The sequence below is a fragment of the Amycolatopsis sp. QT-25 genome (assembly GCF_029369745.1).
GTDB lineage: Bacteria > Actinomycetota > Actinomycetes > Mycobacteriales > Pseudonocardiaceae > Amycolatopsis.
The window spans coordinates 4,710,269-4,733,491 of record NZ_CP120210.1; the positions used below are offsets into that span (position 1 = coordinate 4,710,269).

Here is a 23,223-nt window from a genome sequence, read left to right on the forward strand (position 1 = left end):
GCGCTACGAAATGGCTAGCGGAATCCAGACGCCACTCACGGCCGGCTCATATCAACGAAGCAATCGCCGCTCGGCTCTAGCTGCCCTCACGCCATCGCGTCACTGCCCTCTGGCAGAGGTCCAAGGCGAATAAGCCGAAATTTTCACCAAGAGTCTCCATGCTGCCGCGATCGGGCACCCCGGGATTCCAAACTCGGACAGGAGACTCAGCGACCTCGTCCACCTGTGAAGAATCGAGGACGACCAAGCCGCCCATGCCGTCGGACATCACCACAATGAGATCGGCAGGCATACCGTACTGATCGCGAGCACTCAAGGTCTCCATAACCGACCCCAGCAACTCTTTCCCCAATGCAGGAGTCCGATAAACGCCAAAGAACTCTTCTCCGGCAATATCCCAGGTGCCAAATTCTTCAATCAAGCGACGACAGGACGGCGGAAACGGAATACCGAGCACACGCTCCGCAGTCGCTACTGTCAGTTCATCGCAACCCTCTGCATGGTTCGCCAAGTCCGGATTGGCGCGCACCAAATCAATCAGCCGCTCACTCGCTTCGACAGCGCTCATCCGGCAAAACCCCCTGCTCGATCCCACCAATACAACTCTTCCCAGGTGTTGAAGGCATTCCGATCAATGCCAGAGGGAATCTTAGCACCCGCTTCCCAAGGCAACTCATTGCAGTGCTCGAAGTGTATCAAATGCGTCACCGGCGATGGCGCCATCGTGCACCTGAATAACATGATGAAGATTTAGAGCCTCTATCATCAAGACCCATCGGCGCTGGCTCCTGCCACATTCGTTCGAGGTTCGTTCGCTCAAACCTGTCCACAGGCGAACGCTGACACCGCAAGCTCTCCTATGGAGTGCCGGCCAGTGTCGACATCATGCGCTGGACGCCAAGACGCTGATCCAGTCCGGTTCGCAAACCATCGTGGACATCGCCACCGATCCGCTGGGCTGGCTGATCGGGCAGGGATCGAGTTTCCTCCTCAACGTCGTCCAGCCGGTGCAGGACATGCCGGTCAACTTCGACCTGGTCGCCGACGAGCCCCTCGCCGACCAGCAAGCGAACGCAGTGGGCGGCACTCCAGCGCATCTCGACCTCCACTCGGCGGTAAAACGTCAGCCGGCTTGGGTGACTTGCGGGTTTGCCGGATTCCGGTCGGCGAGGGCGAGGATTTCCTCGAAGCTTTCTCGCACGCAGGTGACGAAGGTGTCCGGCGCGGTGAACGCCCCGGTGTCCAGCGCCAGACCGAGATGGCAGGTATCGAGATAGGTGACCAGTGCGACGCTCGCGGCTCCCCTGAGCAGTGGGGCGAACGGCGTGACCGCGACGACTTCCGCCCCGGCGAGGTAGCCCTGGATCGGCACGCCGGGGAAGTTCGTCGCCATCAGGTCGTTGCCCCGGAACATCTCGGCGAACACGGATCGCACCACTGGGCCCGGTAGCGGGGTGATCGGCCTGCTGAGCAGGTCGAGCCCGCGCAGCACAGGGCCGGTGCGCATCGTGGCGACCCGGTCGCGTACCTCGGCGATGCGTTCGGCGGGGCCGAGGTTCTCCAGCGAAATGCCCAGCCGGGTACTGGCCAGCCGGTTTCCGGCAGGCAGGTCGTGCTGGTGACGCACGCTGATCGGTATCACCAGCGGCACCGCCGCCAGGCGCAATCCGAATTCGTGGTGGTATCGCTGGAATCCGCCGGCCAACCCGGCCACGAAGGTGTCGTTCAGCGAGCCGCCGGCGGCCTTGCCTGCCAATCTGAGCTGAGTGAGGGGGAACTCGAGTGCGTCGAACTGCGCCGACCGGCTGCGCTGCTGGAGCAGCGGCGAGGCCGGTACCGGGGGCAGCAGCATCGTCCGCGCGAATGAGTCCGCGGCGTGGAGCAGCCGCCGGATCGACGGAACGCGCCGCTGGGAGGCCTGAGGCCAGCGGGCTTTGCGGAGGCGGCCGGCGGCGTGCCCTACCGCCGAGGGCAGCCGGGCGGCTTGCCTGCCCAGACGCCCGGCCAGCAGCACCGCACCGGACGCTGGCCGGGATCGGCGTAGTGAAGCCGCAAACCTCCTCGGAGCCGCGTCCCTGCTGGTGACCGGCTCGGTCCGGGAGGCGGTGACGACGGCGGTGGGCGCGGGTGGCGCTCTCGGAGAGGCCCTGATCGCCATCAAGGACCAACCGGACAGAACTGCGGAATGGCTGTCGGAGGTCTTGCACATCTCGCAACCGGGCACCGCCCACCTCGTCCGGCGGCTCATCGATCAGGGATGGGTCACGCGGCCCGACCGAGGCCGCGCCAGACCTCTGCGGCTGACCCCGGCAGGTGAGCGGCAAGCGGCTTCGGCCCTGGCCGGCCGGAAGGCGGTGCTGGACCGGTTTGTCGGGCGGCTGTCCGAGGAGCAATGCGGGCAGCTGATCGCGATCACAGGCGCCTTACTGAGCACGGAGGCCCGCAGCGAGAGCCTTCTGGCCGAGCTGTGCCGGCTGTGCGATCGGGCGAGCTGCCCGGCCTGCCCGGTGCACGAAGGTTGGCAACGAAACTGCAGTGGATGAGTCGCGCCAGGCTGTCCGGATTGCCCGCCACCGACGTCGACCCGGACCCGGCCAGGCACACCGCCTCCCCGAGGTCGAGGGACACCTGGTCCCGCTCCCCCGGCCTGCCCGCGAAACCGCCGCCGGACTTCGTGCTCGACCCGATCAATCCGCCGAGACCAGCAGCTCCGAAACCTGTGGTGCCGCCTCGACCACCCGGCGGCAAGACTTGCGCCCGTCCCGGCCAAGCGCCCGGCGCTATGGGTGGTGGTGAGAAGGTGTTCCATGAGGTGATGGAACTGCTCGACCTCGGCTGGTGACCAGTCTCCGGTGAGTTCAGCGAAGGTCTTTCCTGTTACTTGCCAGCAGCCTCGACAAGGGCGGCTCCGCGTCGGCGCCGATCGGGTTTCGTGAGACCTGATGGCAGCCAAAGCTCATCGATGTGTTCCTTGAACCAGGTTCAGGGGTAGAGCGCGCCGCTCCAAGCATGCGGTCTCTCGTTCGGCCAGAGGTTATCCCCGTCGGGCAGTGTGGTGCGAAAGCCACTTCGCGATACGAGACGTCACAATCTGCAACGCCGCGAAAGTGGCTCTCGCACCATCGCGAGTCCCGCGCCGAAACGTCACGGTCTGCCCGGTTTCACCAGAGCGCGGCGATGGCCGGCCCGAAGGCCGCCCCCAAAAGGTAGGTGAGGTTGAACAAGCCCATCCCCGCCGCGCGGTGCGAGCCGGCGGCGTCTCCGGCTCGCACGGCGTAGACACCCTGTCCCGAAGCCGCCGCGAGCGATGCCAGTGCCTGCGCGATCAGCAGCGCGGCTGGGGAAGCACTCACTCCCGCGAGCGTCAGCGCGAGAACGGCGAGTGCCGGGAACAGCACCGCCACCGCCCGGAACGGGGTCTTCGCCGTCGCCGCGATGACCACATAGGACACCAGCCCACCGAACAGCAGCGGCCACAGGATCGCGAGCCCGACCTCTCCGCTGGTCCACCCGGACTCCGCGGTCAACCGCGGCGGCAGCATGTACATCAACCCGAAGTTGACCACCGCCAGCGCGAACGCGAGCCCGGCGGCGGTCAGGAAGACCGGCGTCCGCAGGAGCGCGGCGGGCACGAACCCGTCCGGCCGCGCTCGCAGGTGCCCGGCCAGCAGGACCGCGATGACGACGACCGCGATTCCCGCGGGCAGCCAGTAATGCGGCACGAACACGAGCGCGGTGACCAGCGCGGTCACCAGGACCGCACCGATCGGGTCGAACCTCGCCGGTACGGCCGGTGTCCTGGGGGCCGACCGCAGCGCGGCAGGCACGGCGAGCAGGCTGAGCGCGGGCAATGCCAGCGCGAATCGCCAGCCGAGCGCGTCGCCGATCAGGTCACCGACCAACGGCGACGCCGAGCCGACCACCGCCAGTGACGAGGTGACGAGGCCCATCGCGCGCGCCGACCCGGCGAGGGTCATGCCCATCGTGGTGAAGCCTGCGGTGCCCAGCCCTTGCAGCGCGCTGCCGGCGATCAGTACCGGCAACCACGGCACGGTCGCCACCGCGACCGCGCCCGCCAGCACCAGCGCGGCACAGGCGAGCAACGCGGTCCGGGCGCCTCGATGACTCTGCAACCCGGCGAGCAGCGGGGTACCGACGGCGATCCCCCAGCCGAACGCCGTCACGATCCACGTCACCGCGCCGATTCCGGTGCCGAACGCCGCCGCGGCGTCGGGCAGGATCAGCGAGGGCCCGGCGATCCCGAACGACAGCGGACCGGCCAGCAAAGCCAGCCATGGCCCTGAGATCCGGGCGCGCACCGGCGCGGTCATCGCTCGGCCAAGGTGGGGTAGTCGGTGTAGCCGCGGTGGTCGCCGCCGTAGAAGCTCGTGGGATCGGCGGCGGTGAACGGGCCACCGGCGGCGATCCGGGCGGGCAGGTCCGGATTGGCCAGCCACAGCTGGCCGAGGCTGATCGCGTCGGCGACGTCGTCCCGCAGGGCGTCCACGCCGTCCGCCGCGGTCGCCGGTTCCTCGCCCGCCGGGTGCGGGTTGAGGATGAGCGTGCCCGGCCACTCGGCGCGAATGAGCTTGGTGACGTCCCGCGTGCCGAACTCCGAGATGTGCACGTAAGCCAGTCCAACCGGGACCAGTGCGCGGATGAGTGCCGGGTACAGGGTTTCGGTGTCGCTCTCCCGCGTGCCGTTGAGGGTCGAGCCGGGAGACAGCCGGATGCCGGTGCGTTCCGGGCCGATGGCGTCGCCTATGGCCCGCGCCACCTCGACCGCGAACCGGATCCGGTTCTCGATCGGGCCGCCGTAGACATCCGTGCGCCGGTTGGTGTTGCCGGCGAGGAACTGGTGGATCAGGTAGCCGCTGGCACCGTGCAGTTCGACACCGTCGAATCCGGCCTCCCGCGCCAGCCGGGCGGAGGCGACGAAATCCTCCACGGATCGGGCGATGTCCGCCAGGGTCATCTCCCGCGGTTCGGGGTGATCGAGCAGGCCGTCCGGGGTGTACAGCTGTTCGCCGGACGGGATCGCCGACGGCGCGAGCGGCAGGCTGCCGTCCGGGTAGAGGGACGGGTGCCCGATGCGGCCGGAGTGCATCAGCTGGACGAAGATCCGCCCGCCCCGCGCGTGCACGGCATCGGTGACCACGCGCCACGCGGTGGCCTGCTCCGGCGTGTGCAGTCCCGGAGTGTCGATGTAGCCCTGGCCGATGACGCAGGGTTGCGTGCCTTCCGTGATGATCAGCCCGGCCCCGGCCCGCTGTGCGTAGTATTCGGCGGTCAGGTCGGTAACCAGGCCGCCCTTCGCGCGGCTACGCGTCATCGGAGCCATGACCAGGCGGTTCGGCAAGGACAGGGTGCCCGCGGTGAGCGGGGTCAGCAACATGTTCATGCGCTGAAGCTTGATCCGTTCCCGCCTTCGGCGAATCGGTAAGGTTTCCGTACCGGGTACTGGGATTCGACCTACGTACCTCACGCACGGTCACGGAGGCGGGTGTGCTGTACGGCAGAGCGGGCGAGCAGGCGGCCATCGAAGCGCTGCTCGCGGCGGCTCGCGATGGCCGAAGCGGCTCACTGGTGGTGCGCGGCGAAGCGGGTATCGGGAAGTCCGCGCTGCTGGACTGGGCCGCCGAAGCCGCCGACGGGCTGCGTGTGCTGTCGGTGACCGGAATCGAGGCCGAAGCCGATCTGGCGTTCGGCGGGCTGGTGCAACTGCTGTGGCCGATCCAGGACCGGCTCACCACGTTGCCCGCCCCGCAGGCGGAGGCGTTGCGCGCGGTACTGGACTCGGGCCGGACCGGCGGACAGGACCGGTTCGTATCCGGGCTCGCCGTGCTCACCCTCCTCGCCGACGTCGCCGAAGACGGTCCGGTGCTGTGCCTGATCGACGACGCACAGTGGCTGGACCGCACGACCGCCGACGCGTTGCTGTTCGCCGCCCGGCGGCTGGCCGCGGACCGGGTCGCGATGCTGTTCGGCGCGAGGGACACCGGTTTCCCCGCTCCGGATCTGCCGGAACTGCGCCCGGCCCGGCTCGACGCGGCGGACGCCAGGCGACTGCTCGCCGAACGCGGGCTGGCACCTCCGTCGCCGTCGCAGGTCTTCGAGGAATCGGCGGGCAATCCGCTGGCGCTGCTCGAATTCGCCGCCGCGCAACAGGAACCCCACGTCGCCGCCGGGCCGCTGCCGGTCGCCGACCGCGTGCTGGCGGGCTTCCGCGCGCAGATCAGCGCGCTGCCGTCGCGGACCCGGCTGATGATGCTCATCGCGGCAGCCGAGGGACGCGGGCATCTGCCGACGCTGCTCGGTGCCGCAGAGGCGCTGGGAGTCGATCTCACCGACCTGGAGCCCGCCGAAACCGCGCGGCTTCTGGACGTCACTCCGACGACGGTCACTTTCCGGCATCCGCTGATCGGCACGGCCGCCTACCAGGGTGCCGTGCTCGCGCGCCGGGTCACGGTGCACCAAGCGCTCGCCGAGTCCACTTCGGACGCCGACTGCCGGGTCCGGCATCTCGCCGCGGCCACCACCGCTCCCGACGAGCGGATCGCCGCCGAGATCGAACGCTCGGCCGAACGCGCGCGGGCCCGGACGGCGTTCACCGCCGCTGCCGGCTTGTATCGGCAGGCAGCTCAGCTCACCGTGGAAACCGGTGCACAAGCGGCACGGTTGAGGAAGGCAGCGGAACTGGCTTTCGCCGCCGGGCACGGGCAACTGGCCGCGGAACTGGTCCGGCAGGCGGAGCCGGTGACCGACGACACCAAGGCGCGCGCCGGTTTGGCGCAGGTGCGGGCTGTTGTGGAGTTCGAACGGGGAGACTGCCGTGCGGCCGCGCGTCTGCTGGTCGAGCACGCCCAGTCCGCCGAACCGGCCGACGCGGTGGCGATGGCGCGCACCGGCGCCCGGTACGCCTGGTTCTCCGGCGACCGGGAAGCCGTGCACGCCGCGAACGACGCGCTGAACGGTACCGACCCGCTGATCCGGGGCATGGCGGCATTGGTGACCGACGACTTCGCGGCCGGGTTGCCCCTGCTGGCCGAGTTCGTCAAGCGGGCACCGAACTCCGACCCAGCCCGGACATACAGCGCGATGATCCTCGGCGACGACACGGCGACCAGGGAGCTCGCGTCCGCCGAGGTGGCTCGCTGCCGTCGCGACGGGCTGATCGGCGTCCTCCCTCAAGTGCTGCAAGACCTCGCGGGGGCACAGGTTTCGGCCGGGCTGCACCGGGACGCCGCCGCGTCGGTGGCCGAAGCGGTACGGATCTCTCGTGACACCGGCTCGCACCGGCGGCTGCCCCGGCTGGACGCCGTGATGGCGCGGGTGGCGGCGATCGAAGGTGACGAGCGGCGCTGCCAGGAGCTGTCGGAGATGACGCCGGATGCCGGTGGCGCGGCGAGCGTGGCCGCACTCGCGCTGCTCGACCTCGGCCTCGGCCGTTACAAGTCCACTTTGGATCGGATGGCAACCGTACGGCGCGGCCCGCTCGGTTACACGACGGTCGTCCTCATGGCGGCCGCCGACGAGTTGGAGGCAGCGGTGCGCCTGGGCGATCCGGGCCGGGCCGAAACCCCGTTCCAGCGATTCGAAGCGTGGGCGACGGCAGGCGGGCAGCCGTGGGCGGAGGCCGTCGCCGCGCGATGTCGCGCCATGCTGGGCGATGACGAGTCGCAGTACCTGCGCGCGCTGGACTTGCACTCGACCGGTGAGCGGCCCTTCGAGCGTGCGCGTACGGAACTGCTCTACGGCGAATGGCTACGTCGAGCCAAACGCCGCAGCGACGCCCGCGTCCCGTTACGCTCGGCGATGAAAATCTTCTCGCGGCTGCACGCGAAACCCTGGACCGAGCGCGCCTCGATCGAACTCGAGGCCACCGGCGACTCCGGCCCAGCGACCGAACCCGCCGCCGCGAACCCGCTGGATCGCCTTACCCCGCAAGAACTGCAGGTGGTCCGGCTCGCTGCGGACGGTGGTACGAGCCGGGAAATCGCCGCGCAGCTGTTCCTCAGCCCGCGAACGGTCGAGCACCACCTGTACCGGGCTTTCCCGAAACTCGGCGTGCGATCCCGACGAGAGCTGGCTCGCTTGGACCTCCGCCAAGTGCAGTGAACCGCGCGGCTCGGGCTCCCACTTGTCGCCTTCTCCCCCGGATCACGGCAGCACCGTGCCGTTCCCGTCGTCGATCCGAGAACTCGACGTGAAGCCGGCCGCCCGGAAGCGGGGCGATCGTCGCTGCGGGCAGCCAAACCGATGCATCCTTGCCCGCCCTGAACACGGCCGCCGCTGTGCTGACCGAAACCGGAAAATCGAGGTCAGGTACCAGCTTCAGCGCATGCGGGCCGAACAACGACCCGCGCTGTGCGTACCCAGCGGCTCGGCCGCGGGCGGCCAGCTCACCGAGACGCACCGGGTTCTCCGTTGATCGCCAACGCGAGTCGGGTTCGGCGGATCGGCCGGTAGGCGATCGAGTCATGATTTCCGTCGGCCCAGTGTTCGAGAGCGTCTCCCGCTGACTCGACCGCCGTAGGAGCGCCGACAAGGTGCTCTCCTTTGTGGTCGGCTCCGCATCGACACGCGACGTCGACAATGGCAGGCACAGTAAGACGTGGTCCGAGGTCGCGGCTGTAAGACCCAGGGCCCAGAGGCAGCGGACATGATCGGTCCCCGGTCCGACGCGCGCGGGTGTCCCGCTGGAATTGACTGTCGGGCAACGTGATCGCACCGGACGGGAAGAAGACCTGATGCTCAAGTTCGACCAGCTCACCAAGCGACGAGGAGCGGCGACGATCCTCTCCGACGTCAGTTTCGAAGCGCGCCCTGGGAGGGTGACCGGATTTCTCGGGCCCAACGGCGCCGGGAAGTCGTCCACCCTGCGGATCCTGCTCGGACTCGACCGTCCGACCTCGGGAACCGCGCTGCTCGACGGCGTCCCCTTCGCCGAGTTGCGAGATCCCCTGCGCAAGGTCGGTGCCGTACTGGACGGCTCGGGGGCGCATCGTGCGCGCACCGGACGGGCGCATCTGAAGTGGATCGCCGCGGCGGGCGGTATCCCTCGTGGCAGGGTGGACGAGGTCTTGGCGGAGGTCGGCTTGTCCGAGGCGGCGGGCAAACGCGTCGGTGGTTACTCGCTCGGGATGGGGCGACGGCTGGCCTTGGCGGCGGCGCTGCTCGGCGATCCTGAGGTGCTGGTCCTCGACGAACCGGTCAACGGCCTCGATCCGGAAGGGATCCGCTGGATCCGGGGTTTCCTCCGCGAGCGTGCCGGGGACGGGCGCACCGTCCTGTTGTCGAGCCATCTCATGGGAGAACTGTCCGAGACGGTCGACGACGTCGTGGTCATCAACGGCGGCAGGATCGTCGCACAGGGAACGCTCGCCGAAGTCGTCGGCGAACACCGGAACCTGGAGAACGCCTTCTTCGCGCTCACGGCGGGGGCCGTGCGATGAGGGCTTATCGGGGCGAACTGCGCAAGCTCGTCTCCCTGCCGTCGGTCTGGGCCGCGGTCGCGGTCGGCGTACTGGTCCCGGCCACCCTCACGGTCCTCAACGCGAAGTCGGCGGTCGCGGCCGGTCGCGGCGGCCACGCGGACATCGGGTTCCAGGAACTCGCGTTCGGCGTGGTGGGGGCGGTGGTCCTGGGTGTCGTCGCGGTGAGCAGCGAGTACACCACCGAGGGGGAGAACGCCGGTGGCGGCCGTCAGATCACCACGAGCCTCACGGCCGTGCCGTCGCGGCGGCGGTTGCTGGTCGCGAAGCTGACGGCGGTGATCACCGCGATCGCCACCCTGGCGGCGGTCTCCTCGGCCATCACCTTGATGACGGTCGAAGCACTGTTGGGTGAGGGAGCCGGCGTCAGTGGCCTCGGACGCCTGCCCGGAGTCGTCCTCTACTGGGTACTGACGGCACTGCTCGCGTCCGGCCTGACTTTGCTGACGCGTAACGGAATACTGCCGCTCACCGTGCTGATCCTGAACACGTCGGTGGTCACGGTCACCTACCTGCTCGCGAAACTCACGCCGCTGGCCGTGTTCTTCCCCGACCTGGCCGGGATCCGGATGTTCGTCGAGCGAGTGGATTTGCCCGTCCGACTCGCCCCGGTCACCGGCGGCCTGGTGATGACGGCCTGGGTCGCGGCGTTGCTCGCCGCGGGTTTCCTGGTCTTCCGCGGGAGGGACGCATGACGAGCGGCCGGGCGATCCGCGCCGAGACACTCAAACTACTCAGCCTGCCGGCGACGTACTGCACCGTGCTGGGCACGATCGGCGTTGCGGCGGTCCTCGCGATCGCGTTCTCACGGCAGGGCGTCTCACCCGTCGGCTATCCGCAGGCGGGGTTCATCGTCCTCGGCGTCATCGCTGCGACGTCGGAGTACCGCGATGGCCAGATTTACCTGACCCTCATCGCCATGCCACGCCGGATCGTCCAACATCTGGCCAAACTGGGCGCCCTGCTGATCGTGAGTGTCCCCACGGCCACCTTCACCGTGCTGGTCGGCGTCCAAGTGGCCGGCGGACCGTGGCCCGACGCGGTGGGAGCGAGTGTCCATCTCGTACTGACCTCTGTGCTGTCCGCCGCCGTCGCGACGGTCTTGCGGCGGAGTGTTCCGGCGGTGGCCGGGTTGCTCGGGTACTACTTCATCGTGGGCCCGCTTCTCCGGGATCGGGTCACGTTCGCGGCATACCTGCCGGACGCCGCAAATCACGACCTCGCCGCGTTCGGCGATGCGATCATCGTGCTGGGGTGGGTGCTCGTCGCGGTGGCATTCTCCGCGACCATGTTCCACCGGCGGGACGCTTGATCGCGTGCCTCAGCTTCGCGGAACCACCAGGCCCCGGTCGTACGCCGTGATCACCAGCTGAGCGCGGTCCCGGGCGGACAGCTTGCTCAACAATCGGCTGATGTGCGTCTTCACCGTCTTGACGGAGATGGTCAACGTCTCGGCGATCTCGGTGTTGGACAACCCGCGGCCGACGAAGGTGAGGATCTCGATCTCACGCTGGGTCAGCCCGGCGGGCGGGCGCGGGCTCCGGTGCGGCGGCGCCGCGACGTAATGCTCGATCAACCGGGTGAGGATGGCGGGCGCGAACAGGGATTCGCCGGCTCGCGTCCGGCGGACGGCGGCGATGAGCTCGTCGGGTTCGGTGTCCTTGAGCAGAAAACCGCTCGCCCCCGCGCGAAGCGCACCGTAGACGTACTCGTCCAGTTCGAACATGCTCAGCACGAGGATCCTGCACCCGGCCAGGTCGGGGCAGGTGCTGATCTCCTTGGTGGCCACGATGCCGTCCAGGCCGGGCATGCGGATGTCCATCAGCACGACGTCCGGGCTCAGCCGCCGCGCCATCTCCACCGCTTGCGGCCCGTCCTCGGCCTGTCCGACGACGACCATGTCCGGCGAGGCGCCGATGATGATCGCCAGGCTGTGCCTCAGCAGGCGTTGGTCGTCGGCGAGCAGGACTCGGATCGGTGGCTGTTCGGGATTCGTCACCATGCTCCGTCGGGTAGTCGTGCGGTGAGCCGGAATCCGGTCCCGGCCGGTGCCGCGCGCAGGTCGCCGCCGAGCACCTCGGCGCGTTCTCGAAGTCCTGCCAGGCCGTGGCCTGCACCACGGGTGGGGGACCAGGCACCTCGCGGCCCGTCGTCCTCGACGGTCACGACGAGCGCGTCGCTGTCACGCCGTACGTCGATGTGAGTGACCGTCGGTCCGGCGTACCGCGCGGTGTTCGCGACGGCTTCGCGGACGATCTCACAGATTGTCGCCTGCACCCCAGGAGAAACTTCCCCGAGTTCGCCGACGGCCAGCCGCGGCGTCAGCCCCAGCGACCGGGCGTCCTCGACGATGGCCGGAAGATCCGACAGCTTCCGCACGGGCCGCAACGGCGCGTCGTACTCGGCAGGGTCGCGAAGCACGGCCAGCATACGTCGGAGTTCGATGACCGCGTCCCGGCTCGCTTGTTCGATGTCAACGAGCGCCTGCTCGTGTTCCGCCTCCCGGACGTCTCCTCGGACCCGTCTCGCCGCACTGGCTCGCAGGGTGATCACGCCGAGGCCGTGGGAAACGATGTCGTGGAGTTCCCGGGCGATCCGGAGCCGCTCATGGTGCGTGGCGTGCTCCGCCGCCCAACCGGTGAGGCGTGCTTCGTAGTCGAGGCGCCGCTTGCGCGCGCGAACCAGCGTCCACGTCGTCACTCCGATGGCCGTGGCCACGACGAGAACCGGCACTGCAACCGCGCCAGGCCCGTTCGCACCGACAGCCAGCAACACGACCGCGGCTACGACCAGTACCGCGGAGGCGGCCAGCCACGCACGCGATCGCCATTCGGGGCGGTCCGGTGGTGTCATCGCCGGCCATCGTATTACCCGGCGGGTGCGGCCGTGATCACTTCTCGCGGAAGCAGCTCGCGGCCATCAGGCGGCGTGTGCCGGCGGCACGAGTCGGCTACTGGATCTCCTCCAGCGGAACACACTGGATCGACTCGACTCGGATCGTCGGTTATCGAGAACACGCCGGTCGGCTGGAGCAGTTGCGCTCCGATCAATGCGGTTCGGCGTCGTCGAGCGCTGTTGCAACCGACGTCGTGCTCCAGGATCGCTCCAGGAAAATCAGGGTGAGAGTTCGGGGTAGTCGCTTTGATCGCTACTCGGAGTTTCTGGTCGTTTCCTCGTGCAGGTAGGCGACGAGGTCACCGTCCCACTCCGGGTATCGGCCGGTGGCTCGCGCCAGTTCCCAGCCGTGTACTACCAGCTCGCCCACCATCATGCCGCCGCCGACCAGTTCGGCGGGCAACTCCGTCGGCCCTCCCATGTGAGCGGCCCCATCCACGCGTCAGGCTCGCCTCTGGCCGGACATCCCTATGCCCGCCGGAAGAGTGACCAGGTCGATCCCGGTGTCCCACCCCGGGCATGACGTCCGCCTCGCCGCGATATTCGCCGGAACTGCTGCCGAGCTTCGCCGCGTACCACGTAACGATCGTGCTTTCACCTCCCGTCGAAACACACGTCGGGCGGTGTGCTGGGCGTACTACCGCCAGCTGATCGTCTACTGGGCTCGTCCGGCGTGGCGGGCACGGGCTTCTTAGGCGGCGCGAACCCGCTTGACATTGCCACTGGTGTCAAGGATCCAAGATGCCCTGTATGAGCTCCGACCTGCAGGACTGGAACAGCCGGATCATCGCCGAGTTCCGGGCGAACGCCGGGTTCATCCGATGGAGTACCGACGAAGACCTCGCCATGGGACGCCCCATTCCCCCACTGCTCCCGGGATTCGACCCGCATCAGAGCGTCCCGATCATTCTTCTCACCCACACTGGCGCCACTACCGGTCGCACACGCACCAACCCACTCGTATACCAGGCCGTGAGCGAGACGTTCGCCGTCTTCGCCACCTACGGCGGTAGCCCACACCCACCAAGCTGGTACCGCAACATCACCACGAATCCACGTGCGACCGTCGAGGTCGGCACCGAAACGACACCCACGCGAGCCCGGCTCACCTCCGGAACAGAACGCGACCGCATCTGGGCCCGGCAGGTGCAGCTCATGGCCACTTTCGCCGACTTCCAAGCAGCAGCCGGCCGGCAGATCCCCGTCGTCGTCCTCACCCCCGACCGTGACACGCACCCGAGCCCCCGCCCCGGTCACCCAAGTAGCCAGGAGCAGTCACAATGAAGGCATGGTCTCCACCGCCAGCCACCACGAGGGGCTACGTATCGGCCAGCTGTCGCGTGCCACCGGCGCCAGCACTCGCTCTCTGCGCCACTACGAGCAACGCGGCCTGATCAACGCGCACCGCGATCACAACGGCTACCGCCGCTACGACGCCAGCGTCATTCAGGTGGTCCACAACGTGCGCCGACTGCTCAGCGCGGGTCTGTCCATCGACGACATCCACCAGTTCGGATCCTGCGTCCGTGCACTCGACCTCGACGCGTCCCCTTGTGTCTCGGCCCTCGAGATCTACCAGCAACGCCTCCGAACCCTCGACGCCAGAATCACCGCCCTCAACCACTTACGCGCCAACCTCGCCGAGCAGACCGACCAACTTCGATACGCACTACAACCCCAACACCGCGGCGGGCACGGCAATCGACTCCTGAACGAATCCACGCCGGCTTGAGCGGCACCGACGGCTCCCGCGCGTGCACGCGAATCGACGCTCGGTTCGTGCCTGCCAGGCAACCGGAAACGAGTCGAGCAGCTTATGCGCGAGACCGATCCAGGACCTTCTCGCCAGGGCCACTGGATCGCATCATGTGCGAACCACCGTCTCCGGACGCGTCACCGCGCCGAAGAGAGCCGGCAACACGCCATCCGCAGCGGCGAGTCGCGTAACAGAAAGTGTTCGACCGCGTAGCGGATGCCACGTCCGATGCCGCGCAGGGCGGCGGAGCGAAGCTGCTGCTCCGACTCTTGCCCGGAACGCGACCGCTACATCGGCCATCACCGTTCCCCGCGTCCGAGTCGCTATCGGCAGAGACACCCTCCCGCCGGCCGCACGAGCGGGTCCGCGGCAACGTGAAGTGTCGGCAACATCATCCAGACGGCCCGGTCCGACGCGGCAGCGGTGTCCTCGGTGTCCGCGTACAGGACAATGTGCTCAGCAGGTGCGAGTGAATGTGCTCAGGTGGTGAGGCTGCGGACCGGCGGGGTCGGTGTGGTGTCTTGGCGTTGCTGCCACGTGGCCTTGGTGATGTCGTACTCGACTTCGCCTTGCTCCGCGCCGGATACCGCGTCGTCGTTGGCTCCGGCAGAGGGGAACGCTCGAACGAAGGAGAGCCCTGCGGCAGCCATGGTTGCCCGTGAGGCGGTGTTGACGGCCAGGGTCTGGGCGAAGATGCGGTTGAGCCCTAGGTCGGTGAAGCCGTAGCGGATGAGTTCTTTCGCGCCCTCGCTGGCGTATCCGCGACGCCACCGGTGACGTAACAGCCGGTAACCCAGGTCGGCTTCCCCTGCGATGTCGGGCTGGTCCGGCCCATGCGGCGGTTGCAGAATCCACCAACCCACGAAGCCATCCTCGGCGAATCCGACCCAGAAGCCCAGGCCGGGCACCTTCCGTGCGGCGGCGCGCCGACGGTGATGTGCACGCTCGGTCTCGGCGCGGGTGCGGGCTCGGCCGGTAAGGTAGCGCATCACCTCGGGATCGGAATCCAGCTCGATTTCCAACTCGAGGTGCTCCTCGGTCAGCGGCACGAGGGTCAGCCGCCGGGTACGCAACGTAGGCTGGGTCACCTGATGATCTTCGCAGCCTGGGCAAGCGAATAACCGGCAGCTAGGGATCAGTGGGAGCCCGACGACTGAGCACGTACACACTTGAGCACTCAGATCAGCACACCGACATCAGGCGACACGCCCGGGAACACCGTTCCGAATCGGTGTCAGTCATCGTCTGTGAGCAGCGAGCGGATCAGGGGCGTGATCGTTCGATCAAGATCATTTCAGCGCTCGCTCCTGCGACCGGAGCTGTCTCGATGCGACAGGCTGCTCGAGATCCGCGACAACCTCAGGAGAGCCCGGTGAAATGGTCGTGGTCGAGCCCGACGCCGATGGTCCTCCGGCTCGCGCGGTCGTCCCCGCCGTAGGGCGACCCACGAGGTAGCCGATCGCGCGGCCGGGCGTGGTACTGGACCTGCCCGGTGTCACGTTCTGCTCGACCATCGAGATCAGCGCGTTGCGCACCTTCCACTCTCACCCCGCTGCCGCGTGCACACAGCCGCTGCTTGTCCCAAGTTCCCCAGTACGGCGTCCCCTGGACCTCGTGGGACTGCCGGACATCTTCACCGTGCACCCTGCCCACACCTCCGCGCTCAATGCCGCGACGACCACGACCCGCATCGGCCCCCGCTGCCTCGCAAGGCGGTCGCGGGCATGCGGCCGGCCGCCCGCCAGTGACCTGGTTAGTCGGCATCCGGCGCGTAGCGCAACAACGCAGGCACACTCGCCGAACGTGACCAGCACGCCCCCGCGGCCTACCGCGCAATCTTCTTGCCGCCCACGGGAGACCACCACGCCGTATCAGAAGTCGGAGGCGGCGACCGCTCGGCCTTCTGGGTCGAGTACGCGGAATCCGCCGGCGTTCGAGCGCAGGACGGAGCTGTTGAGATTGCAGTGCATTTCCACAGCACCAGTCCCGATGAATTCGCCCGCGTCTGTCTGCGCGCCGTTCCCGTCCACGATCACTACTCGGTAGCGTTCGCCCGTCTCGAACCCGGTCGCGGTCAGCTTGATCTCGACACCCCAGGTGTGCGGCACCAGCCCGGCGGAGGCGTGGATCGCCGTCGTTGCCGATCTCACCCGGACCGCTTCGAAAGGGCCCGGCGACGGCACATCGGGATGGACGACCCAGCCGATACCGACACCGCAGACCACCGCGATCACCGCGGCCGCGACCCAGCGCGGCGGCTGCCACCGGCGACGGGGCAGCCCCGCCCGGACCCGGCGCACGACGGCGTCCCCCAGGTCAGGCGGGACGGTCACCTGCTCGTGGTCACCGACATGCGACATGTCGACCAGACCCAAGGCGAGTACGACCGGCCCCAGTTCCCGTAGCTTCGACCGGCAGTCCGCGCATCCGGACAGATGTGCGTCGATCCTGAGCCGTTCGTGCTCGTCCAACTGGTCGAGCGCGTAGGCACCCAGAGTTTCGCGCAGGGCGCGGTGATCGTCGGGTTTCACAGCTCGACCCCCATTTCCTCCATCGCGACGCGCAGCGCCCGCAACCCGTAGAAGAGCCTGGTACGCAGTGTGCCGACCGGGATACCCAACTCAGCCGCGACCTCCGCGTACGGCCTGCCCCTCAGGTGAGTCTCGACCAGGCACACCCGATGTTCCAGGCTGATCCGCCGCAACGCCTCCTCCACCAGCCAGGTCGTCACCTGCCTTTCTGCGAACCCCGCCTCCATCGGTTCCTCGGCCAGTCCGAACCTGCTCGCCGGGCGGACCGACCGGCGGCGTATTTCGTCGACGATCACGTTCCTCGCGATCGCGAACAGCCACACTCGCAGGCTCGCCACCTCGGGGTCGAACCTTTCGGCCGCCCGCCATGCCCGCAGGAACACCTCCTGCACCACGTCCTGGGCCGCGCCGTCGTCGTTCAGCTGTCGCATCGCGAACCGGTACAGCTCCGGTCCGTGCGCGTTGTACACCGCACGAAGAGCGTGTTCCTCGGTCAGGCCGAGGCCGCCACTGGCCGATCTACCCATCCCGCGTCCCTCCTACCGGACTGTGTTCGGAGCGGACGGGGTGAACGTTCACCGGATCACGGATTTTTCCCGGAATCGGTGAACGCGGGAGAGGTCCCGGCCGTATGCACCGGCCGTCAACATTTTCGACGAACAGGAGCTGACCATGCGCACAACCATCCGCGCGCTGGTGATCGGAGGCGTGGCACTCACCCTCATGGCGGGCGGCACCGTGGCTTCCGCCTCACCATCCCGGAACGACGACTGCGGCGTCCTCGTCTTGAGCGACAACGGCGTTTTGAGCAGACATCACTGCGACCGCCCGCTACTCGCCACTTCTTCGAAGAAGATCTCCGGGCTGGCCAAAGGCGATCGCCTGATCGGCCTGGACACCCGTCCCGCCACCGGCGGGCTCTATTCACTTGCCGCCTCGGGTCAGCTGTACCGGATCGACGCCAAGACGGCGAAGGCCATCGCGGTCGGCACGCGAAACGCGTTGAGCGGAAAAGCGATCGGCTTCGACTTCAACCCGGTCGTCGACCGGATCAGGGTCGTCTCCGACAACGGCCTCAACCTTCGGCTGCACCCCGACACCGGCGCGATCGCCGGCACCGACACCCCATTGACCTACCCAGGCCGGGCACAGACCCCCCGCGTTGCCGCGTCCGGTTACACCAACAGCGTCGCCGGGGCGACATCGACGGCGCTGTACGGGCTCGACTCCGGTCAAGGCACCTTGGTCAAGCAGGGCAGCCTGCCCGGCGAGACCCCGGTCGTCTCCCCCAACACCGGTCAGCTCACCGCGATCGGCAAGCTCGGACTGAACATCAGTTCCGTGAACGGCTTCGACATCACAGGCGTCGCGAAAGCCGGCACATACGACGCCCGCGACTACAAGGCCGTCGCAGCGGTCCGGGCACACGGAGTCCCGCTGCTGGTCCGGATCGACCTCACCACGGGTCGCGCCCACGTCGTTTCCCTGCTGCTGACGCGGCCGGTCGGCTTGGCCCTGACCAACTGATTTCCCGGCGGATGGGCGATCCCCTGCTCGGGATCGCCCCTCCGCCGAGTTCGCGTCAAAGGTGCTCAAAAGTGCCGACCAACCCGCTTTCGAAACGTTCACCAACGATCGCCTTCTCGCGCGTTTGCCACTTGACCGGCCGGGGTGAGGCCGGTGTGCGCAAGGTGATCGACTTCGTCGGGCGGGCCGCGGAGACAGCGGTCGAACTCGTCGTGTTTCCCGAAACCTTCCTGCCGGGATACCCATTCTGGCTCACGCGGTCCGGTGACACGGGACTCGACGACCCCAAGCAGGAGTTGGCCTATGCGGCATACCAGGAGGCCGCGATCGAGCTGACCGACCCCGTGGCAGGGGTATGTGGCGGCCACCGAAAGCTCGTACCCACCTTCGAGGAACGGCCGGTGTGGGGCAACGGGCACGGCCCGCGAGTGCACCAGGTCGGCGGGCTGTGCCGCTGGGAGCACCGGATGCCGTTGGCGCGGCATGTCCTCTACGCGCAAGTCCCCGACCTGCACGTGTCGATGTGGCCGGGATCCACGAGACTGACCTGCGACATCACCCTGCCCTGGCAGGGTCGAACGTACTCACTCGCGGCCGGCGCGCTGATCAACTACGCGGACTTTGCCCGCCAGCTTTCCCCTTACGGGACGAGATCCTGGCGGCCAGTCAGAGTTCCCCCTACGACGGTGGATCCGCGATCGCCGGGCCGACCGGCCGATGGGTCGTCGAACCCGTCAAGGACGAGGAATGGCTCGTCATCGCGCTGAACATGCCGAGGTGACCACGGCAGCGGCCGGGCAGCAGGGCCCGCGGTCGCGGCCGATCCCGCGGTGTGCCCCGGGCCGCGGGAGCCTTCGATCCGCGTCGGCGAGTTGCTCACTCACTGGTGTTGAGGTGCGCGGAAGCCGTTTCCGGTGTCGCGGGGCGGGCACACCACTGTCACGTGGTTGATCAGGCTGCGGATCGGTTGTCAGGAAAGGAGAAGTGCGATGAACGAGGAACAGACGATTCCGGTGTACGAGCCGCCGGCTCTGGTGGAACTGGGCGAGTTCAGTGAGGACACTCTCGGTTTCGGCCGCCACATAATCGACGCGATCGGATTTATGCACTGACGAGGGTGACGTGATGTCCGGGCAGTGGTGGTTGGTGTTGCCGGACGCGCCTCGGATCCGGTCGTGGTCACGAGTGGCTGAGGTGATGGCCGGGTGTGAGTCCGTGCCGCATGCCTCGGGACGGCCGTGGCTGCTGGGTACGTGGGCACCCGGCCAACTCACCGTGGCCCGGACCGGTACGACGGTGGTGGCGGTGATCGGCACTTCGCCGATCACCGCCTCCCGGCTGGCCGGCCTGGCCGCGCGCGTGCGCCGGGTGGAGGATGTGGACGGTGTGCTGCGGGCAGCGCCCGGGAGCGCGCACGTCCTGGTCTCCGCCGCGGGTGTGGTGCGTGCGCAGGGCACGGTGAGCGCGCTGAGGCAGGTGTTCCACACCCGCGTGGGCGGGCAGATCATGGCCGCGGATCGTGCTGATGTGCTGGCCAGGATGAGCGGCGCCGGTGTGGATGAGGACATGCTGGCCACGCGGGTGGTGTGCCGGGGGATGGCGCTGCCGCCGCCGCTGGCGCAGCGGCCGCTGTGGCGGGGTGTGCACGCGGTGGCGCCGGATCACTACCTGCGCATCGACCCCGACGGCACCAGCGCGCGCCCGGTGCGCCGGTGGAGCCCGCCCGATCCCGGCCTGTCGCTGGCCGAGGGCGCACTCCGGCTGCGCCAGGCCCTGTCCGAAGCGGTGGCCGCCCGCCGGCCCGACCGCGGGCGATGGGGCAGTGATCTGTCCGGCGGCTTGGACTCCACCACCCTGAGTTTCCTCGCCGCCCGTACCCGGCCCGCCGATGATGGGGCCGGGCTGGTGACTTACCGATGGGGTGAAGCCGAAGCCGGCAACGACGACGCGATCTTCGCCTCTTCCGCCGCGGCCGCACTGCCTCACGCCCAGCACGTGGTGACACCCCAGCACGAGCTGCCCGCGCTGTTCACCGACCCCCAGCACCCCGGTGACCTGGAAAGCCCGTATCCGTTCGCCCGGACCCTGGCGCGTATCGCCCACACCGCCGCCATCCTGGCCGGGCACGGGGTACGGACCCACCTGGCCGGACACGGCGGAGACGAGCTGTTCCACGAAACCCCGGCCTACGTGCACGACCTGCTGCGCACCGATCGGTGTCAGGCGCTGCGGCACCTGCGCGGGTTCCGGGCGCTGGGCCGCTGGCCGTGGCCGGCGACCCTCGCCGCCTTGGCCGACCCGTGCGGCCTGGACGCGTGGTGGCGCGCCCAGGCGGACCAGCTCACCCAACCCGCGCCTTCGCCCTACGCCCCGGCACCGCTGTCGTGGGGACCGCCGCTGCGCGCCCCGGCCTGGGCCACCCCCGCCGCGATCGCCACCGCCCGCGCGGTGCTGCGGGACACCGCCGAGCACGCCCATCCCCTCGCCCGGCGACGCGGCCAGCACGCCACCCTCGCGATCCTCGGCACCAGCGGCCCCGCCTACCGGCAGCTGGCCAGGGTGTTCGCCGCCGCCGGGGTGCGGCTGGAGATGCCTTACTTCGACGACACCGTCATCGACATCACCCTGGCCGTGCGTCCCGAGCAACGCCGTATGCCGTGGCGGTACCGGCCACTGCAGGCCGAATCGATGCGCGGGATCGTGCCACCGGAGATCACCGGCCGGTCCACCAAGGGCGAGTTCGGCCAGGACGTGCGCGACGGGCTGGCCGCCAACACCGCCGCGATACTGGAGGTCTTCACCGACTCCGCCCTCGCCACCGCCGGCCTGATCGATCCCGCCCGGCTGCGTGATCGCCTGCTGGCCCCCCACGCCGACAACACCACCGTCATCGCCCTGGAAGACCTGCTCGGCTGCGAAACCTGGCTGCGCACCACCACACCCACCACGGTCACCCCCCGCGGAGCACGGCTCCGCCACGGGAACCGGTGAGAACAGGAGCACCGATGACCCTGTCCCTGCGCCCTGACGTGGCCACCACCGACACCGACCACGGCAGCGTGCTGCTCGACGAACGCAGCGGCCGCTACTTCCAGCTCAACACCACCGGCACCCACGTCCTGCACGCCCTGCTCGCCGGCGACGATCCCGAGCAGATCGCCACCGGCCTCGCCGAGCACCACCACCTGCCCGCCGCACGGGCGCGCGCCGACGTCGACGCCATCATCGAGCAGCTGCGCACAGCGAACCTGGTGGTGACCCGGTGAGTGTCCCGGTCACCCTCGAACAGCGGGTCCACCTGCCCTGGCGCCAGCGCGCCCTGGCCATGCTGGCCGTCACCGCCGCCCGCCCCCTCGCCCGGCTGCGACCCCGCCGGCTGCGCACAGTCCTGCAACACGCGCGGCGCGGCGCCCGCCCGGCGACGGCCGCGGAGGCGACCGCGGCCCGGGCCGCCGTGGTGACGGTCAGCCTGCGCTGCGCCGGGAAAGGTTGCCTGCAACGCTCCATCGCCGCCGCCCTGCTCTGCCGCGCCCACGGCAGCTGGCCCACCTGGTGCACCGGCGTCCGCACCCACCCCTTCACCGCCCACGCCTGGATCGAAGTCGACGGCCAGCCCATCGGCGAACCACACCCCGCCGGCCACCACCGAACGCTGCTCGCCATCCCACCCCGGCACAAACACCGCAACCCTTCTTCGCCCGCCGAACTCCGGCCCGAAGAACCCTTCGCGACCTAAACGGCGCACCGGAACCTCGCGCCCCGGAACGATCTCCTGCAACCTCAGCGTTATGCACCGCGTCGGCCTCGCCACCAACAGCCGCGATGGATGCTACGTGAAGCCAGGTGTTCAACCACGGGAAGAGGCGAGGGCGGTCGTCTGGCCGGCCTGGAGGACTGCCGGATCGAAGCCATCACGTCGATCTTCGCCGCGACCCTTGGCATCCGGTGATGGCGGCGGCCGGATCCGCCTGATCAACCGGAACTCATCGCCTGCCGCCACAGGCGCGTGATCCCGGCGCGGATTCGCTCTTCGCCGAGCTCCGGCAGCAACGCGGTCACGTGCTCGGCCGCCATCGGCGCGAGCAGGGCGTGCGCGGCGTGCTCCGGGTCGGACGTGCCGTCGAGCAGGATCGCCACGTGCCGATGCCAGAAGCGGTAGGCGCCGATGCGGTAACGCGCCCCCGGCGCCGCGGTCTCCGACATCCGCACCAGCGGCAAATGCTTGAACAAGTAATCGAGGTAGGCATCGGCGAAGGCCACGAGCCGTTCCGACGGTGGGGCGCCGGGGCCCAGCGAAGGCGGTCCCTGCAGGACTCCTTCCTGGAGCACGCGTTCCCTGGTATCCAACAACGACGCGGCCAGTCCCGCCTTGTCGCCGAAGCGGCGGAACAGCGTCCCCTTGCCCACACCCGCGGCCGCCGCCACCTGGTCCATCGATACCGCGTCGACGCCGTGCTCGGCGAACAGCGACGCGGCCGCGTCCAGGATGGCGGCCCGGTTGCGGGCGGCGTCCGCGCGCTCCTTGGGCGGCGGCGTGCGCAGGAGTTCCAACGGGGTTGCGTAAGCGGACTTCGGTCCGTTATGGTCACGAGGCACATGCGGACTATAGTCCGATTAACTGGAGGTAGCGACATGACCGCACTCATCACCCGTGACGAGCTGAAGGCCGCAATCGACGCGAAGACCGTGACGGTGGTCGACGCCCTGGGTGGCGAGTACTACGCCAAGCAGCATCTGCCCGGCGCTGTTCCCCTCGTCCTCGCCGACGTCGACGCGCAGGCCGCCACCGTGCTGCCCGATCGCGGCGCCGCGATCGTCACCTACTGCTCGAACCCCGCCTGCCCCAACAGCGGGCAGGTCGCCGACCGGCTCACCGCGCTCGGCTACACCGACGTCCGCAAGTACCGGGAAGGCATCGAGGACTGGGCCGACGCGGGCCTCCCCCTCGAACAGGGCTGACCTTGAGCCGGCGAGGTCGTGAGTGTTTCGGGTCGTTGAAAACGACCCGAAACACTCACGA

General features: G+C 68.8%; 28 protein-coding genes. 15 read left to right on the top strand and 13 right to left on the bottom strand.

What is annotated here, in order from left to right; genetic code table 11:
* Window positions 1-76 precede the first annotated feature (76 nt).
* The 3 genes from P3102_RS21805 to P3102_RS21815 form a co-directional block, all read right to left on the bottom strand.
* Entirely contained in the window at window positions 77-568 is a 492-nt protein-coding gene (locus tag P3102_RS21805) for an SMI1/KNR4 family protein (RefSeq protein ID WP_276361295.1), read from the bottom strand.
* Between the two features lie 289 nt (window positions 569-857).
* Window positions 858-1,097 carry a hypothetical protein gene (locus tag P3102_RS21810; RefSeq protein ID WP_276361297.1) on the bottom strand — a complete coding sequence of 80 codons (240 nt, stop codon included), beginning with the start codon at window positions 1,095-1,097 and terminating at the stop codon, window positions 858-860.
* Between the two features lie 26 nt (window positions 1,098-1,123).
* Window positions 1,124-2,014: a WS/DGAT domain-containing protein gene (locus tag P3102_RS21815; protein ID WP_276361299.1), complete on the bottom strand. Its 891-nt coding sequence runs from the start codon at window positions 2,012-2,014 to the stop codon at window positions 1,124-1,126.
* 67 nt (window positions 2,015-2,081) lie between these two features.
* Between P3102_RS21815 and P3102_RS21820 the strand changes: the two genes are divergently transcribed.
* Window positions 2,082-2,543 (top strand): MarR family winged helix-turn-helix transcriptional regulator, encoded by a 462-nt coding sequence (locus P3102_RS21820; protein ID WP_276361300.1) that lies wholly within the window; start codon window positions 2,082-2,084, stop codon window positions 2,541-2,543.
* A complete protein-coding gene (locus P3102_RS21825; protein ID WP_276361302.1) occupies window positions 2,540-2,842 on the top strand; it encodes a hypothetical protein in 303 nt (100 codons plus the stop codon). Before P3102_RS21820 ends, P3102_RS21825 begins: the two co-directional genes overlap by 4 nt.
* 319 nt (window positions 2,843-3,161) lie before the next feature.
* Here P3102_RS21825 and P3102_RS21830 read toward each other — a convergent pair whose 3' ends face one another.
* Together P3102_RS21830 and P3102_RS21835 are read right to left on the bottom strand one after the other, a co-directional pair.
* A complete protein-coding gene (locus tag P3102_RS21830; protein ID WP_276361304.1) occupies window positions 3,162-4,331 on the bottom strand; it encodes an MFS transporter in 1,170 nt (389 codons plus the stop codon).
* Window positions 4,328-5,401, bottom strand: coding sequence for an alkene reductase (locus P3102_RS21835; protein WP_276361305.1), 1,074 nt, complete (start codon window positions 5,399-5,401; stop codon window positions 4,328-4,330). Before P3102_RS21835 ends, P3102_RS21830 begins: the two co-directional genes overlap by 4 nt.
* Before the next feature lie 104 nt (window positions 5,402-5,505).
* On the opposite strand from P3102_RS21835, the gene P3102_RS21840 reads away from it, so the two are divergent.
* The 4 genes from P3102_RS21840 to P3102_RS21855 all read left to right on the top strand — a co-directional run bounded on the left by P3102_RS21840 (window position 5,506) and on the right by P3102_RS21855 (window position 10,806).
* Window positions 5,506-8,118, top strand: a complete 2,613-nt coding sequence (locus tag P3102_RS21840; RefSeq protein ID WP_276361307.1) for a LuxR family transcriptional regulator — start codon at window positions 5,506-5,508, stop codon at window positions 8,116-8,118.
* A 632-nt stretch (window positions 8,119-8,750) separates the two neighbouring features.
* On the top strand, window positions 8,751-9,455 hold the full coding sequence (locus P3102_RS21845; RefSeq protein ID WP_276361308.1) for an ATP-binding cassette domain-containing protein: 705 nt from the start codon (window positions 8,751-8,753) through the stop codon (window positions 9,453-9,455).
* Window positions 9,452-10,189: an ABC transporter permease gene (locus P3102_RS21850; protein WP_276361310.1), complete on the top strand. Its 738-nt coding sequence runs from the start codon at window positions 9,452-9,454 to the stop codon at window positions 10,187-10,189. The genes P3102_RS21845 and P3102_RS21850 overlap by 4 nt, the downstream gene beginning before the upstream one ends.
* Window positions 10,186-10,806 carry a hypothetical protein gene (locus tag P3102_RS21855; protein ID WP_276361312.1) on the top strand — a complete coding sequence of 207 codons (621 nt, stop codon included), beginning with the start codon at window positions 10,186-10,188 and terminating at the stop codon, window positions 10,804-10,806. Before P3102_RS21850 ends, P3102_RS21855 begins: the two co-directional genes overlap by 4 nt.
* Window positions 10,807-10,815: 9 nt before the next feature.
* On the opposite strand, the gene P3102_RS21860 is transcribed toward P3102_RS21855, so the two are convergent.
* The 3 genes from P3102_RS21860 to P3102_RS21870 all read right to left on the bottom strand — a co-directional run bounded on the left by P3102_RS21860 (window position 10,816) and on the right by P3102_RS21870 (window position 12,810).
* Entirely contained in the window at window positions 10,816-11,496 is a 681-nt protein-coding gene (locus tag P3102_RS21860) for a response regulator transcription factor (RefSeq protein ID WP_276361313.1), read from the bottom strand.
* On the bottom strand, window positions 11,490-12,347 hold the full coding sequence (locus P3102_RS21865; RefSeq protein ID WP_276361315.1) for a histidine kinase: 858 nt from the start codon (window positions 12,345-12,347) through the stop codon (window positions 11,490-11,492). Before P3102_RS21865 ends, P3102_RS21860 begins: the two co-directional genes overlap by 7 nt.
* Before the next feature lie 295 nt (window positions 12,348-12,642).
* Window positions 12,643-12,810: a hypothetical protein gene (locus P3102_RS21870; RefSeq protein ID WP_276361317.1), complete on the bottom strand. Its 168-nt coding sequence runs from the start codon at window positions 12,808-12,810 to the stop codon at window positions 12,643-12,645.
* 329 nt (window positions 12,811-13,139) lie between these two features.
* Here P3102_RS21870 and P3102_RS21875 point away from each other — a divergent pair, with 329 nt between their 5' ends.
* Complete coding sequence (locus P3102_RS21875; protein ID WP_276361318.1) at window positions 13,140-13,673, top strand: nitroreductase/quinone reductase family protein; 534 nt, start codon at window positions 13,140-13,142, stop codon at window positions 13,671-13,673.
* A 4-nt stretch (window positions 13,674-13,677) separates the two neighbouring features.
* The gene (locus P3102_RS21880; protein WP_276361320.1) at window positions 13,678-14,121 is read left to right on the top strand and encodes a MerR family transcriptional regulator; all 444 of its coding nucleotides are present in this window, start codon (window positions 13,678-13,680) and stop codon (window positions 14,119-14,121) included.
* Window positions 14,122-14,624: 503 nt separating this feature from the next.
* On the opposite strand, the gene P3102_RS21885 is transcribed toward P3102_RS21880, so the two are convergent.
* From P3102_RS21885 to P3102_RS21900, 4 genes are all read right to left on the bottom strand, one after another.
* Window positions 14,625-15,233, bottom strand: a complete 609-nt coding sequence (locus P3102_RS21885; protein WP_276361322.1) for a GNAT family N-acetyltransferase — start codon at window positions 15,231-15,233, stop codon at window positions 14,625-14,627.
* 271 nt (window positions 15,234-15,504) lie between these two features.
* Window positions 15,505-15,789 carry a hypothetical protein gene (locus tag P3102_RS21890; protein WP_276361323.1) on the bottom strand — a complete coding sequence of 95 codons (285 nt, stop codon included), beginning with the start codon at window positions 15,787-15,789 and terminating at the stop codon, window positions 15,505-15,507.
* A 227-nt stretch (window positions 15,790-16,016) separates the two neighbouring features.
* Window positions 16,017-16,676, bottom strand: coding sequence for a zf-HC2 domain-containing protein (locus P3102_RS21895; RefSeq protein WP_276361325.1), 660 nt, complete (start codon window positions 16,674-16,676; stop codon window positions 16,017-16,019).
* Window positions 16,673-17,203, bottom strand: coding sequence for a sigma-70 family RNA polymerase sigma factor (locus tag P3102_RS21900; RefSeq protein ID WP_276361326.1), 531 nt, complete (start codon window positions 17,201-17,203; stop codon window positions 16,673-16,675). The genes P3102_RS21895 and P3102_RS21900 overlap by 4 nt, the downstream gene beginning before the upstream one ends.
* A gap of 145 nt (window positions 17,204-17,348) precedes the next feature.
* On the opposite strand from P3102_RS21900, the gene P3102_RS21905 reads away from it, so the two are divergent.
* From P3102_RS21905 to P3102_RS21930, 6 genes are all read left to right on the top strand, one after another.
* Complete coding sequence (locus tag P3102_RS21905) at window positions 17,349-18,203, top strand: DUF4394 domain-containing protein (RefSeq protein ID WP_276361328.1); 855 nt, start codon at window positions 17,349-17,351, stop codon at window positions 18,201-18,203.
* Window positions 18,204-18,358: 155 nt separating this feature from the next.
* On the top strand, window positions 18,359-18,970 hold the full coding sequence (locus P3102_RS21910; protein ID WP_276361330.1) for a hypothetical protein: 612 nt from the start codon (window positions 18,359-18,361) through the stop codon (window positions 18,968-18,970).
* A gap of 222 nt (window positions 18,971-19,192) precedes the next feature.
* The gene (locus tag P3102_RS21915) at window positions 19,193-19,315 is read left to right on the top strand and encodes a lasso RiPP family leader peptide-containing protein (RefSeq protein ID WP_276361331.1); all 123 of its coding nucleotides are present in this window, start codon (window positions 19,193-19,195) and stop codon (window positions 19,313-19,315) included.
* A 103-nt stretch (window positions 19,316-19,418) separates the two neighbouring features.
* The gene (locus tag P3102_RS21920) at window positions 19,419-21,194 is read left to right on the top strand and encodes an asparagine synthase-related protein (RefSeq protein WP_276361333.1); all 1,776 of its coding nucleotides are present in this window, start codon (window positions 19,419-19,421) and stop codon (window positions 21,192-21,194) included.
* A gap of 14 nt (window positions 21,195-21,208) precedes the next feature.
* Window positions 21,209-21,469 (top strand): lasso peptide biosynthesis PqqD family chaperone, encoded by a 261-nt coding sequence (locus P3102_RS21925; protein ID WP_276361335.1) that lies wholly within the window; start codon window positions 21,209-21,211, stop codon window positions 21,467-21,469.
* The gene (locus tag P3102_RS21930) at window positions 21,466-21,939 is read left to right on the top strand and encodes a lasso peptide biosynthesis B2 protein (RefSeq protein ID WP_276361336.1); all 474 of its coding nucleotides are present in this window, start codon (window positions 21,466-21,468) and stop codon (window positions 21,937-21,939) included. The genes P3102_RS21925 and P3102_RS21930 overlap by 4 nt, the downstream gene beginning before the upstream one ends.
* Window positions 21,940-22,175: 236 nt before the next feature.
* On the opposite strand, the gene P3102_RS21935 is transcribed toward P3102_RS21930, so the two are convergent.
* Window positions 22,176-22,754 (bottom strand): TetR/AcrR family transcriptional regulator, encoded by a 579-nt coding sequence (locus P3102_RS21935; RefSeq protein ID WP_276361338.1) that lies wholly within the window; start codon window positions 22,752-22,754, stop codon window positions 22,176-22,178.
* An 81-nt stretch (window positions 22,755-22,835) separates the two neighbouring features.
* On the opposite strand from P3102_RS21935, the gene P3102_RS21940 reads away from it, so the two are divergent.
* Window positions 22,836-23,162 (top strand): rhodanese-like domain-containing protein, encoded by a 327-nt coding sequence (locus P3102_RS21940; protein ID WP_276361339.1) that lies wholly within the window; start codon window positions 22,836-22,838, stop codon window positions 23,160-23,162.
* Window positions 23,163-23,223: the final 61 nt, after the last annotated feature.

What these genes read in the sequence shown, in the direction of transcription:
- P3102_RS21825 (WP_276361302.1), top strand. Translation starts at nt 2,540, where the DNA reads ATGAGTCGCGCCAGGCTGTCCGGATTGCCCGCCACCGACGTCGACCCG.
- P3102_RS21805 (WP_276361295.1), bottom strand. Translation starts at nt 568, where the DNA reads ATGAGCGCTGTCGAAGCGAGTGAGCGGCTGATTGATTTGGTGCGCGCC.
- P3102_RS21850 (WP_276361310.1), top strand. Translation starts at nt 9,452, where the DNA reads ATGAGGGCTTATCGGGGCGAACTGCGCAAGCTCGTCTCCCTGCCGTCG.
- P3102_RS21860 (WP_276361313.1), bottom strand. Translation starts at nt 11,496, where the DNA reads ATGGTGACGAATCCCGAACAGCCACCGATCCGAGTCCTGCTCGCCGAC.
- P3102_RS21870 (WP_276361317.1), bottom strand. Translation starts at nt 12,810, where the DNA reads ATGGGAGGGCCGACGGAGTTGCCCGCCGAACTGGTCGGCGGCGGCATG.
- P3102_RS21900 (WP_276361326.1), bottom strand. Translation starts at nt 17,203, where the DNA reads ATGGGTAGATCGGCCAGTGGCGGCCTCGGCCTGACCGAGGAACACGCT.
- P3102_RS21875 (WP_276361318.1), top strand. Translation starts at nt 13,140, where the DNA reads ATGAGCTCCGACCTGCAGGACTGGAACAGCCGGATCATCGCCGAGTTC.
- P3102_RS21810 (WP_276361297.1), bottom strand. Translation starts at nt 1,097, where the DNA reads ATGCGCTGGAGTGCCGCCCACTGCGTTCGCTTGCTGGTCGGCGAGGGG.
- P3102_RS21830 (WP_276361304.1), bottom strand. Translation starts at nt 4,331, where the DNA reads ATGACCGCGCCGGTGCGCGCCCGGATCTCAGGGCCATGGCTGGCTTTG.
- P3102_RS21925 (WP_276361335.1), top strand. Translation starts at nt 21,209, where the DNA reads ATGACCCTGTCCCTGCGCCCTGACGTGGCCACCACCGACACCGACCAC.
- P3102_RS21845 (WP_276361308.1), top strand. Translation starts at nt 8,751, where the DNA reads ATGCTCAAGTTCGACCAGCTCACCAAGCGACGAGGAGCGGCGACGATC.
- P3102_RS21880 (WP_276361320.1), top strand. Translation starts at nt 13,678, where the DNA reads ATGGTCTCCACCGCCAGCCACCACGAGGGGCTACGTATCGGCCAGCTG.
- P3102_RS21940 (WP_276361339.1), top strand. Translation starts at nt 22,836, where the DNA reads ATGACCGCACTCATCACCCGTGACGAGCTGAAGGCCGCAATCGACGCG.
- P3102_RS21915 (WP_276361331.1), top strand. Translation starts at nt 19,193, where the DNA reads ATGAACGAGGAACAGACGATTCCGGTGTACGAGCCGCCGGCTCTGGTG.
- P3102_RS21865 (WP_276361315.1), bottom strand. Translation starts at nt 12,347, where the DNA reads ATGACACCACCGGACCGCCCCGAATGGCGATCGCGTGCGTGGCTGGCC.
- P3102_RS21835 (WP_276361305.1), bottom strand. Translation starts at nt 5,401, where the DNA reads ATGAACATGTTGCTGACCCCGCTCACCGCGGGCACCCTGTCCTTGCCG.
- P3102_RS21905 (WP_276361328.1), top strand. Translation starts at nt 17,349, where the DNA reads ATGCGCACAACCATCCGCGCGCTGGTGATCGGAGGCGTGGCACTCACC.
- P3102_RS21855 (WP_276361312.1), top strand. Translation starts at nt 10,186, where the DNA reads ATGACGAGCGGCCGGGCGATCCGCGCCGAGACACTCAAACTACTCAGC.